We start from the raw sequence: 12127 nt of genomic DNA, 5'->3' as shown, positions 1-12127 counted from the left end.
ACTGAGGAGTAAAGGTTAATATGTCAGAAAGTCAAGACCTTATCAAAGAACTCAAACGCCAACTCAAGCTGTATGGCTTGCACTATGTCGATGTTGCACAACATTTGGAGTTAAGCGAGGGCTCCATAAAGCGCTTATTGGCAGAAGGCAGTCAAATTAGCCTCGATCGATTGGAGCGTATCTGTCAACTAATTGGTTTGGAGATGTCTGAGCTATTTAAGCTGGCTGCGGCACACAACAAAGGGCTGGAGTCACTCACGCTAGAACAAGAAAAGCAACTGGTCGACGATAAGGGCCTGCTGCTTGTCGCTGTCTGTGTAGTAAATGGCTATCGCTTCGAACAGATCATTGAACAGTACACCTTTGATGAGTTAGAGCTGATACAAAAGCTCGCCCAACTCGACCGCCTCAATATTATTGACCTGCTACCTGGCAATAAGATTCGTCTGCGTATTTCCCCTACTTTTCGTTGGCATACCGGCGGCCCTATTCAGCGTTTCTTCCAACAACAAGTTCAAGAAGCCTTTTTCCAAAGCCATTTCTCTGCCGAGGGTGAAAAGCTGGTGATGGCAACAGGCCTCATGAGCTTGCCAACCAATAAGAAGATGCAGCAGAAGCTACAAAAGGTCATTGATGAGTTTTATACGATCTGTCAAAGCGACGATTCACTGGAAATGAACGAGAAGCACGGTACCTCTCTGGTGATTGCGATGCGTCGTTGGACGTTCCCGCTGTTTAACCCTTGGGAACGTAAATAGGAAGAACTGATGCTCGATAAACTCAAAAGCCTATCTATCAAGACAAGACCTATTCTCCCTTTGTTTATGTTGGTTGCATTTGCTGGTTTTGCGGTGTTCATTGCCACACTCTTGCAACTTTCTGATGTGGTTGGGGAGTCTTATCTTATTCCGAGTGGCGTAACGGCGTTGTGGGCGCTTGCAGCTTGGGTGATGATCTCAAGCTTTCAGCATGTTCCTGAACTTACACCAAGCCTCGGTTTTTTCAAACGAATGAAAGCTCGCTTAGTGCGTCTGTTCTTTTATCTCATCACCTTGGGCTTTATTGGACTGTCTGGCTTTATCTTGTTCGTTACATTGAGAATGCTCAGCGTCTGGTTCCGACATTAAGCTAATCTCGTAACGTATAAAAGCACCTATCCGTTCAATATCTCAAGTTAATGAAACCAGAAGTATCGCAAAGTGTTACTTTTGGTTTCTCATAACGTAACTCTTTTCTTTACGCTAGTTTCCTAAAGCTCAGCCATTAAAGTGCTCCCATCTCAACGCGATTTTGCCCCTACGGAGCCAGCATGTTTTTTACTAAACGATTCTTCCCCTATTTCGTTACTCAGTGCCTTGGTGCACTGAACGACAATATCTACAAAAATATTCTCTTGCTGATGGTGACCTACAGTCAAATTGATTCACTACCGATGTCGGTCGATCTTTTTGTTAACCTTGCGGCTGGCTTATTTATTCTCCCCTTCTTTCTGTTTTCAGCTCACGCTGGTGCGATTGCCGACAACATGGACAAAGCTAAGCTAATCCGCCGCTTAAAACTTATTGAATTGGTGATCATGAGTTGTGCTGCGGCGGCTATCATGACGCAGAGTGCTATCCTAATGCTGGTGCTACTCTTCATGACTGGCACTCAATCGGCTTACTTCGGCCCTGTGAAATACGCTCTACTTCCTCAAGCGCTAAAATCGGATGATCTAGTGAAAGGTAATGCTTGGGTTGAGATTGGGACTTTCCTTTCTATCCTGATTGGTACATTAAGCGCAGGTCTTCTGCTTGCAGTCCCAAACGGCATGATTATCGCTTCTTGCATTGTAATTACGCTTTCACTTCTAGGCTTTTTAAGCAGCGCTAACATCCCTTCTCTGCCAAGTAAGAAAAGTGACAAAGTAAAATTCGAACCTATTACTGGTTTGAAGAAAACACTCAAACTGGCACAAAAACAACGCGGTATTTGGATGTCTATTCTCGCGATCAGTTGGTTCTGGTTTATGGGTGCGACTTACCTAACTCAATTCCCGAACTTTGCTCGCGAACACCTATTTGCAGACAGCACTGTGGTTTCTCTGCTGTTAGCTCTATTCTCAGTTGGAATCGCGACGGGTTCATGGTTGTGTGAAAAGCTGTCTTTCAATCAAGTTGAACTGGGTATTCTACCATTTGGTATTTTGGGCTTAACGATTTTCAGTACCGACCTTTTATGGGCAGTGCCTGCAATCGAATCTTTCCCAAGCCAATATTACGACGTACAAAGCTTTGTTGCTCAGTCTTCGCATATTAGAGTGATGATCGACTTGTTCTTGGTAGGTGTGAGCGGAGGTGTATTTATTGTTCCCCTTTATGCGTTTATCCAATCGCGTTCAGAAGAAGGCGAATGTGCTCAATCTATTGCGGCAAACAACATCATGAACGCACTGTTTATGGTCGCTTCCGCTGCTGTTTCTATCTTGGTGTTAAGTGTTTTTGAGTTCTCTATTGTTGAGCTATTTGCGATTTTGGCCGTCGGTAACTTCATCGTAGCCATCTATGTTTACCGTCAAGTACCTGAGTTTACTCAGCGCTTTATTAGCTACTTGCTAAGCCACTGCCTGTACCGAGTTTCGGTAAGCGGTCGTCAGCATATCCCGGAGCAAGGCGCTGCCCTGATTGTGGCAAACCATGTAAGCTATGTGGACGCTTTGATTCTAATGGGTACATCAACCCGCCCTGTTCGATTCGTGATGGACAAGTCAATCAGTGAGCTACCTGTTCTTAAACACGTTTTTCGTCATGCTGGAGTTATCCCAATCTGCTCTCCACGCAAATGTGCAGAGACTTACAAAAGAGCTTTCGAACAGATTGAGCAAGCGTTTAGTAACGATGAAGTAGTTTGTCTCTTCCCTGAAGGTCGTTTGACCTCAAATGGTGAACTGGGCGAGTTCAGACCCGGTGTTGAGAAGATTTTAAAGAGAAAACCTGTACCCGTGATTCCAATGGCGTTAAAGGGCTTATGGGGCTCTTTCTTCAGCCATAAAAATGGACACGCGTTAACTAAGCGCCCGACTCGTTTTTGGTCTCGTATCGAAGTCAATATTGGTGAGCTATTACAACCAACCACGTTAGATCGCCATTTGTTACAAAAAGAAGTGCATGATTTACTAATTCGCTGACAGTAGTGCTATGGAGGATTTAGTAGGATAAAATTAACGTCATAAATCTAGGAGATATTATGAAAATCATCATCTTAAGCGCTGCAAGGTTTTCTAAACTCCGTATTTAAGCTGGCTAACATTCCGCTGGTTTGCCCACACTACACCTGTATAAGCCGTCGATCTAAAGATGTTGAGGTTTCATTTAAAACTAAAACCAGAGGTGTGATACAAAACCTAGCCATTGATGTCACTGTTCTCAAGGTTAATGGCGAAGGTGAATGTAAAGTCAAGAAGCATAGAACTGACGGGATACGCAGAGTATGGCGTAAGCTGCACATCGCAGTAGATACTCCCCCCCACGAAATAGCACAGCAGAGCTGAGCTTATCTCACGTAACCGATGCCGAAGTTCTCCCCCTAATCACAAAACGAAAAAACTGCACCCGACGGCACAGTATTTTCATGGCATGATTTAGCGTTAATCACGACGACCTTTCAATTGGAATTTTTGGTCATGTGAAGCATTCGAACTAAATTTCAAACCGCCATTTGACGCTTTATTTCTTCCTTTAAGAATAAAATCAACCTTAACACGCTCTACCTTTACTTGATTGCCTTTGCTCTTTGTCGTATCAATAGTTCCTGTATAAGCCCCATCTGCAGCAAAAACAGTATTCATTGAAGTAGCCATTAATCCAAGTGCAATTATCTTACGCATACATTAGCCTTTCTATTTCTAATTTTTATTCGTTTGGTTACAGTATTTCTTTATTGAAACAACTGCCACATCTTGAAAAATCGTAAATAATTTAGTTTCGACCCGCCATCACGCCGCCATCGACATTTAGAATCGTACCCGTTACCCAAGAAGACTTATTCGATAGTAGGTATTCAATTGCATCAGCAACATCGTCTGTAGAACCAATTCGACCGATTGGGTGGAAATCGTTAAAGCCTTGTAGTGCAGATTCAATCTCATCTTCAGCGATGAATGACTTATAAATTGTTGACATCACGACTGCTGGAGCCACTGCGTTTACACGTACACCGTGGTCACCTAGTTCAATGGCCAAGTTTTTTGTTAGTGCATGTAGTGCCGCTTTCTGCATTGAGTAAGCTGAAGAAGGCGTTGCTTTAATTGCTTGATGTGCCCACATAGAACCGATGTTTACAATTGCGCCACCACCGTGCTGTTTCATATTTTTCGCAACGGCTTGTGTAATGAAGAAGAAAGCACGGTTCATATCTAACTGAAGGTCGTAATCTTGCTCAGAATGCTCAAGGAAATCGACAGGTTTGAAGAAACCAGCCGCATTCACCAAGTAGCCAATGTGACGTTTTTCTGCATTTAACTGTTCAATAAAGCTTTGAACAGCAGAAGAGTCGTATAAATCAACCTGAGCCGTTTCAACATGACCATTCGTGGTTGATTCCAGATCCAATTTTGCTTCAGCAAGATTCTGTTTGTCATGAGAGAGAATCATTACAGGCACACCAGACTTAAGCAGTCGCTCTGCTGTTGCTTTACCCATACCAGAAGAACCGCCAACAATTAGTGCAATAGAAGATGTGTTAAACATAATGAAATCCTTAATTCAAAACTACCTACCAATAGGTAGGTTTATTATTCAAAAAAATGGAGGAGTAGTAGAGACCATCTCCTCGTCAGTGGGTGTACTTTAAGATCGGATCGGTTTCGCGTCAACAACTTTACCTACCTACCAGTAGATAGGTAGGTTGCTTTCAATAAAAACCCATATTTATCAAAAACATAGGTTATAAAATTATTTTTATAAAAATGAGTATCGCTCTCAAAATCGAAGCCTGTGAAGTATTGTCCGATAAGCCCGTTAAAACTTCACGGGCTTTAATTTAGATAAAACGAGTTACCTTTTGCTTAACTTACCCATAAATGAGTGAAGTTGCGTAATCTAATGTCCAAACTACATCAACACACCATAGATAAATATTTATAACACTAGTGTTTTAGTAATAGACATTTCTCTTATCGCATACTTTATTCCTTCTCGACCAATACCACTATTCTTCACCCCTCCGAATGGAAAGTGCTCTGCTCTAAATCCAGGACCGTCATTCACCGCAAGAGTCCCCACATCTAGCTCATCGAACAACCTATTTATTGTTCTCAAGTCATGAGTAAATACACCAGCCTGAAGACCATAATCACTACTATTGATAACAGGAATAATCTCATCGATAGACGCAAACTCACGCAATGGAATAACCGGGCCAAACACTTCCTCTGTCATCACTGGGCTATCATCTGTCACATTCTCTAATATGGTCGGAAAAACAATATTGCCTTCTCTTTGTCCACCAAGAACAATGTGGGCACCCATTTTCACACTTTGATCAATCACATCTTGTATTTGAATAGCGGATTGCTCGTTGACAAGCGGCCCGACAAAAGTCGCTTCTTTAGCTGGATCACCTACAACAAGCTCACTGCTCGCGCTCAAAAGTGAGTCACGAAATTCATTATATATGTCTTGGTGGACAAACAAACGTTTCGCAGCAGTACAGCGCTGACCTGCCGTAGCAAAACGCTGTTGAATAGCAGCATTAACCGCAGCTTCAAGATCTGCATCAGGCATGACAATGAGTGGATCACTGCCTCCTAATTCAAACAGCATTTTTTTATAACCTGCGTGGGCAGCGATAGCTTCAGCCGCTGGATGACCTCCGGTGAAGTTCACCGCATTAACGTCTGGATGACTCACTAGCCCAGCCATTTGATCAATATCTGGCACAAGAAGCTGCAGCACTTCTTTTGGGATGCCCGCTTCGTAGCAAAGCTCGACCAACTTTGCTGCTGAACCATGGTTAATCGGTGCTGGTTTAAAAATAATCCGGTTGCCTGCAGCAAAAGCTGGGCCAATTTTGTGCATTGCTATATTAATAGGGAAATTAAAAGGTGTAATACATAGCACGGTACCGATAGGAGTGTAACGAACAACACCAGTTTTGCCCCTCGCAGGTGCATAGGCATCGGAGTCCAGCACTTCACCTTGGATTTGACGTGCTTCTTCACTGCAAGCAATGGTGGTATTAATAGCACGCGTCAACTCGATTCGGCTATCTGCGATCGTTTTTCCTGTTTCTTGCGTTATCATTGATGCTAAAGATTCAGCATGGGTTTCTAATAAACCCGCTAATCTACGCAAAATATCAGAACGCTGAAAAGCCCTTAGCTTCGACTGTACTTCACGCCCCTCATGAAGGATGGCAAAACAATTTGCAATTTCTTCTTTTGAACTAAAGTGAAATTGACCAATGCTCTCTTGTGTATAAGGGTTTTTTACCTGATAAGCCAATGTCATAAGTCTTTCCTATTATTCTAGTTAAGGTGTATGGTGATAATTTGATAGGCCAATTGCCCGCCAGATATTAGCAGTGCCCACCACATCAAACGTAAGAATAAGGCTGTGTTTACCTTAGTCAGTAGGAACACTCCTAGCTTTGTTGCTAAAAAAGCAGCCAGAGCAAAAATTACAATCAGCCCCGCATTGTCAGAGAATGAAAAGCCAAGATAGAGAAATGCCGGTATTTTGGTTAAGTGGACAAAAAGCTGCATGATAGACTTGTTGGCAACAATACTTTCCTTTGACAAATCATCACGCATGAAAAATGCCGTAAGCAAAGGGTCAACTGCACCCGCAATAATTCCTAAACTTCCTGCTGCCAACCCTACCCAAAAAAAACTCCGATCTTTTATCTTTAACATCGGCAGTTTTTTGGGTTTAAACAATGTATAAGCAATCAGTATTAGTAATAGATATAAGGCAAACAAATCACTTACTAGCTCAACCATCAATCTGGTCGTCAACGCAGCACCGATCAAAGCACCAATACAAAATGGTATGCACATTTTGGCAGAAACTTCACGACGCAATAACCAAGCACGAATGCCATTCCCCACAATCTGAATGGATGCATGAATTGCAATTAATGGCCTCACTGGAATGAATACACTCATGCCAGTGAACATCAAGATACCACCAGCACTCCCTGTCAAACTCGATAGCACAGAAGCCAAAACCACCACCAAGGTAGTTAAAGCTAGGGTTGTGGTTGACAGAGAAATAACGTCCATTGCTTGTTTTACTACCCAGTCATAAACAGAACCATTAATGTAAGTGACCTAACCCATTGAGCGTAGAGCCAACAAGCATTTTTTTTGGTACCAGAACTGGACTTAAAACTATCCACATCTGGCTCTACTCAACTCGTCACATTGATCTGTAAACTTTATTCACACGCACAACACCTTAACTAAGCAATGGTGAGTTAACCTGACCTAATGGTTCATTCATCGAGTATCAAAGTTAATCCGTTATAAAAAGTAGTAATCTTAAGGAGCTGATGATGAAGGACATGGATATTCAATCACTGGTTGACAGCAACAATGAACACGTCTGGCACCATATGAAGCCACACCAAGCTACGCCTATGATGATCGAAAAAGGCCAAGGTATGTATGTCTGGGATGTCCACGGCAAACAATACTTAGATGCTGTCTCGGGTGGCGTTTGGTGTGTCAATGTTGGCTACGGCCGCGAAGAGATCGCGAATGCCGTTAGAGACCAATTAGTGACTATGAACTACTTTGCGCAAACCGCTGGTAACCTGCCCGCTGGGCGCTTTGCCAAAAAGCTCCTTGAGAAAATGCCCGGACTAAGCCGTGTTTATTACTCAAATTCTGGTTCTGAGGCCAACGAGAAAGCATTTAAACTAGTAAGGCAAATTGCTGCAAAAAAATATGGCGGAAAAAAGTACAAGATACTTTATCGCGAGCGCGACTATCATGGCACAACGATTACGTGCTTAAGCGCAACAGGCCAAGAAGAAAGGCGCGATCAATACGGGCCATTTACTCCTGGATTTGTTAGCGTACCTCACTGCTGTGAGTATCGTTCTCAATGGGGCGAAATGGAAGATTATGGTCTTAAAGCGGCCGATGAAATTGAAAAAGTAATACTGAGAGAGGGGCCTGATACCGTTGGCGCTATTTGCCTTGAGCCTATTACGGCAGGAGGCGGTGTTATTGAGCCACCAATTGGCTACTGGCAACGTGTACAAGAAATATGTCACCAATATGATGTACTACTGCACATCGATGAAGTCGTATGTGGCCTTGGCCGAACTGGTAAGTGGTTTGGCTATCAGCATTACGGCATACAGCCTGATATCGTCACTATGGCTAAAGGTGTTGCATCAGGTTATGCCGCTATCTCATGCACGGTAACCACGGAGCGTATTTATCAATTGATCCATGATCAAGATACAACCAGCCGTATGGATTTTTTCCGCGACATTTCTACGTTTGGTGGTTGTACTGCAGGGCCTGTCGCTGCACTAGCTAATCTAGAGATCATAGAAAGAGAAAGCTTGGTCGACAATGCACGGATACAAGGCGAATACCTGAAAGAAAAGATGCTTGAGTTACAGAAAAAACACCCCATTGTCGGTGATGTACGTGGTAAAGGTCTCTTCGTCGGCCTCGAGATTGTAACAGACAAAGAAACCAAGCAACCTGTTGATGAGAGTATAAGTGCTGCCATTGCGGCTAACTGCCTAAAACAAGGCGTTATTATTGGCAGAACGAATCGCTCATTCCAGACACTCAATAACACCTTGTGTTTAAGTCCTGCGCTTATTACTCAGCAATACGAGATCGACCTGATAGCACAAGCAATCGACAAGGCACTGACAGAAGTAGAAGAGAAAATACTCACGCCAGCGTTGTAGTCGAAAGCACTTGATCAACCGCATACGATAAAAGACGGACTCCATCTCGAATACGGTCCGTCTTTATCAGAGAAAACCCCAACCTGAAATATCGGCTTGCCTCATATTCGTTATTGGACAGTTGATGAAAGTGCTGTATTCCAGTCTCGATATAGACACCATGTTTCAACGCTTCTCTTTGTAAACGGACACAGTCTAAACCTGGAGCTCCTTTAAGCCAAATCGCACTTCCGCCTAATGATGGTGTTAATTCCACGCAAGGAAGAAACTCTTGTAAGGCTGTTTTTAGCACCTCATAACGCTCAGAATATCTAAGCGTCAGTCTGTGTACTAAAGTATCGTGGTACCCGCCAGCTAGAAAAAGTGCTAATGCGCGTTGATTATTCGATGGAGTGTGACGCATCATTAATCGCCGCAGCGCACGAGCTTCACGTATTAAGGCTTCTGGCCCAACCAAGTAGCCAACTCTCAAGCCCGGAGCGAGTGTTTTTGACAAACTACCTATATAAATGACCCGACCTTCATTATCTAGACTCTTCAGTGCCGGAGTTGGCGCTGAATGAAAATTAAGCTCGCATTCGTAATCATCCTCGATAAGCACAAGATCATGGTCAGCCGCTTTTTGCAACAGCTTAAGGCGACGCTCAAGCGGCATGGTGACAGTTGTAGGTGATTGATGGCTGGGCGTTACAAATACATAGTCACAACCATCAATCTTTTGGTTCACGACCAACCCACCTTCATCTACGTCCAACTCACGAAGTTGTGTTTGGTTAAGATCAAAAATGTGACGAACATCGGAATAACCAGGAGTCTCTAACCCGAGACAAGCGTGATCGCCTCCGAGCAATTGACTCAGTAGATATAATGAATGCTGGGTACCCACCGTAAGCAAGATCTCATTTTTGTTACAACGAACTCCTCGGCGAGCAAGAATACGAGTCCTAAGTTGATCAATTAGTAACGAGTCATCTTCATCGAAACGGTCTTGAAGCCACTCTTTTGCATGCAAAGTCTGTGCAGCTCGCTGAGTGCACTCGCGCCATTCCCTAACAGGAAAAAAATCAGGGTCAGGTTGCCCATAAATAAATGGGTATTCACACTGTTTCCAAGCATCCGGTTTATAAAAAAGATGTTGCTGAGACGGCATAAGTTTAAGCTTATTATCCCAATTAACATTCGATCCTCTTGACGGTAAAGAGGAGTGACTTGCCACTAGATTCTCGTCATAAGTAGAGTGGACGAAGAATCCTTTTCTCTCTTTGGCAATTGCATACCCTTCCTCAATCAGCCTCTCATAAGCAAGAACCACAGTATTACGGGAAACTCCAAGCGTTTTTGCTAGCTCTCGACATGAAGGTAATGGTGCACCTGAACTAATGTGACCATCGAGAATGCTGGAGGTGATCATATTCTTAATCTGAGTTTGTAGACTGGCACCTTCGTCAAACTCCATGTAAAACAAATGTTTCATTTTATTAATACTATCAACAATTTAGCAACTTACTGGCCCCATTTTTAACATACTTCTGGCTCTAATAGTATTCGGATCTTTTATCTAAGATGAATCCTATGCCGTTAATAACGCAGGACTTTAAGCAATGCATCTACATCCACTTAATCAAGCCTTTCGAGTACTAGCTTGGTTTGTACCATTAAGTTTGTCTTCTCCCGCTTTGGCCACAAACTCTGCTCAAGCACTTAACTTTGATCAGCAAGTCAATTCCATCATTTCTCCTATCGCACACCAACTCTCTTCAATCGTTTTCTACAAAATAAACTTATTCGGTTACTCAGTGCCCATCATTGTTCTCTGGCTAAGCGTTGCCGCTGTTTTTTTCACCTTTTATTTGAATTTTGTTAATTTACGTGGTTTGGCAACAGCATTTCGATTAATTAGAGGCGACTACACCAACCCAAGAGCAACGGGGGAAATTTCTCACTTTCAAGCTGTTGCCACTGCAATATCAGGGACCGTCGGGATTGGTAATATTGGTGGCGTCGCCGTAGCAATCACTATTGGCGGACCAGGCGCAACTTTCTGGCTTATCATGGCTGGCTTTCTCAGTATGTCGACCAAGCTAGTTGAGTGTACTTTGGGTGTAAAGTACCGAAAAGTAAATCCAGATGGCAGTATTTCAGGTGGCCCTATGTACTACCTTGAGCATTATTTAAAAAGTCGTAACTACCCGACTTTAGGTAAATGTTTAGGAAGCTTTTATGCACTTGCTCTTGTTATTGGGTGCTTAGGAATTGGCAACATGTTCCAATCAAATCAAGCCTATTCACAGTTACTGGCTATCACAGGAGAAAGCCAAAGCTTCTTTGCCGATAAAGGTTGGCTGTTTGGTTTGATTATGGCGGTGCTAGTAGCTCTAGTCATTCTTGGAGGTATCAGTTCCATCGCTAAGGTAACCGCCAAACTTGTTCCGATCATGGCTATTCTCTATGTGATTTCTGCCTGCATTATTCTTATCAAAAGCGTAGAGCACTTACCAAGTGCTGTATCACTCATATTCTTACACGCTTTTAGCCTAGAAAGTGCCACTGGTGGTGCAATTGGAGCCATCATAGTTGGATTCCAGCGGGCCGTATTCTCTAATGAAGCCGGAATAGGCTCATCATCCATTGCCCATTCGGCGGTACAAACAGAGGAACCAGCTTCTGAAGGCCTAGTCTCCTTGTTTGAACCACTGATTGACACCGTTGTTATTTGTACTCTGAGCGCCCTGGTGGTGATTTCTACTGCTTATCCAGCCGGCCTGATTAATGGTGACCTTGTCGGTATTGAATTAACTTCGGCTGTCTTTGCACATCATTTTACTTGGGCCCCTTATCCACTAGCAATTGCAGCTCTGTTATTTGCTTTTTCAACTACCATTGCATGGTCATACTATGGGTTGAAGGGGTGGACGTATCTCTTCGGTGAGAAGCGTCACTCAAAATTTTTATTCAAACTTATGTTCTGTTGGTTTGTTGCTCTAGGCAGCATGCTCCATCTCGATGCTGTACTGATGTTCTCTGATGCCCTAGTATTTCTAATTGCGTTGCCTAACGTCATCGGTCTTTATTTGTTTGCCCCGTTAGTTAAACACGAAGTCGAAGACTATCTAAACCGAATTAAGCTTGGAGAGATCGTAAATTACCGTCTTCTAGGCAATAGCATAGATGTTCAACCAAGCCATAAAACTATGACATCATCTGACTAATC

Annotated in this window: 10 protein-coding genes and 1 pseudogene; 6 read left to right on the top strand and 5 right to left on the bottom strand. The window is 43.2% G+C overall.

What is annotated here, in order from left to right; genetic code table 11:
• Nucleotides 1-20 precede the first annotated feature (20 nt).
• The 4 genes and pseudogenes from BTO10_RS06960 to BTO10_RS06945 all read left to right on the top strand — a co-directional run.
• Entirely contained in the window at nt 21-758 is a 738-nt protein-coding gene (locus BTO10_RS06960) for a helix-turn-helix domain-containing protein (protein WP_105024057.1), read from the top strand.
• 9 nt (nt 759-767) lie between these two features.
• Nucleotides 768-1127 (top strand): hypothetical protein, encoded by a 360-nt coding sequence (locus tag BTO10_RS06955; protein ID WP_105024056.1) that lies wholly within the window; start codon nt 768-770, stop codon nt 1125-1127.
• A gap of 182 nt (nt 1128-1309) precedes the next feature.
• Nucleotides 1310-3166: an MFS transporter gene (locus tag BTO10_RS06950; protein ID WP_105024055.1), complete on the top strand. Its 1857-nt coding sequence runs from the start codon at nt 1310-1312 to the stop codon at nt 3164-3166.
• Between the two features lie 78 nt (nt 3167-3244).
• Nucleotides 3245-3597, top strand: a pseudogene (locus BTO10_RS06945) (transposase); the annotation flags it as partial.
• 28 nt (nt 3598-3625) lie between these two features.
• Here BTO10_RS06945 and BTO10_RS06940 read toward each other — a convergent pair.
• The 4 genes from BTO10_RS06940 to BTO10_RS06925 form a co-directional block, all read right to left on the bottom strand.
• Nucleotides 3626-3865 carry a hypothetical protein gene (locus BTO10_RS06940; protein ID WP_105024054.1) on the bottom strand — a complete coding sequence of 80 codons (240 nt, stop codon included), beginning with the start codon at nt 3863-3865 and terminating at the stop codon, nt 3626-3628.
• Nucleotides 3866-3956: 91 nt separating this feature from the next.
• Nucleotides 3957-4727 carry an SDR family NAD(P)-dependent oxidoreductase gene (locus tag BTO10_RS06935; RefSeq protein WP_105024053.1) on the bottom strand — a complete coding sequence of 257 codons (771 nt, stop codon included), beginning with the start codon at nt 4725-4727 and terminating at the stop codon, nt 3957-3959.
• A 390-nt stretch (nt 4728-5117) separates the two neighbouring features.
• Nucleotides 5118-6488 (bottom strand): sulfoacetaldehyde dehydrogenase SafD, encoded by a 1371-nt coding sequence (gene safD, locus BTO10_RS06930; protein ID WP_105024052.1) that lies wholly within the window; start codon nt 6486-6488, stop codon nt 5118-5120.
• A gap of 17 nt (nt 6489-6505) precedes the next feature.
• Nucleotides 6506-7261: a sulfite exporter TauE/SafE family protein gene (locus tag BTO10_RS06925; RefSeq protein ID WP_105024051.1), complete on the bottom strand. Its 756-nt coding sequence runs from the start codon at nt 7259-7261 to the stop codon at nt 6506-6508.
• Nucleotides 7262-7530: 269 nt separating this feature from the next.
• Between BTO10_RS06925 and BTO10_RS06920 the strand changes: the two genes are divergently transcribed.
• Entirely contained in the window at nt 7531-8916 is a 1386-nt protein-coding gene (locus BTO10_RS06920; RefSeq protein ID WP_219846853.1) for an aminotransferase family protein, read from the top strand.
• On the opposite strand, the gene pdxR is transcribed toward BTO10_RS06920, so the two are convergent.
• Nucleotides 8900-10390 (bottom strand): MocR-like pyridoxine biosynthesis transcription factor PdxR, encoded by a 1491-nt coding sequence (pdxR, locus tag BTO10_RS06915; protein WP_105024050.1) that lies wholly within the window; start codon nt 10388-10390, stop codon nt 8900-8902. The two genes, BTO10_RS06920 and pdxR, sit on opposite strands and share 17 nt — an antisense overlap.
• Nucleotides 10391-10517: 127 nt before the next feature.
• On the opposite strand from pdxR, the gene BTO10_RS06910 reads away from it, so the two are divergent.
• Nucleotides 10518-12125 (top strand): alanine/glycine:cation symporter family protein, encoded by a 1608-nt coding sequence (locus BTO10_RS06910; protein WP_105024049.1) that lies wholly within the window; start codon nt 10518-10520, stop codon nt 12123-12125.
• Nucleotides 12126-12127: the final 2 nt, after the last annotated feature.

This window comes from Vibrio chagasii (genome assembly GCF_002954585.1).
Taxonomy (GTDB): domain Bacteria; phylum Pseudomonadota; class Gammaproteobacteria; order Enterobacterales; family Vibrionaceae; genus Vibrio; species Vibrio chagasii_A.
This window is presented reverse-complemented; position numbering and strand designations above follow the sequence as displayed.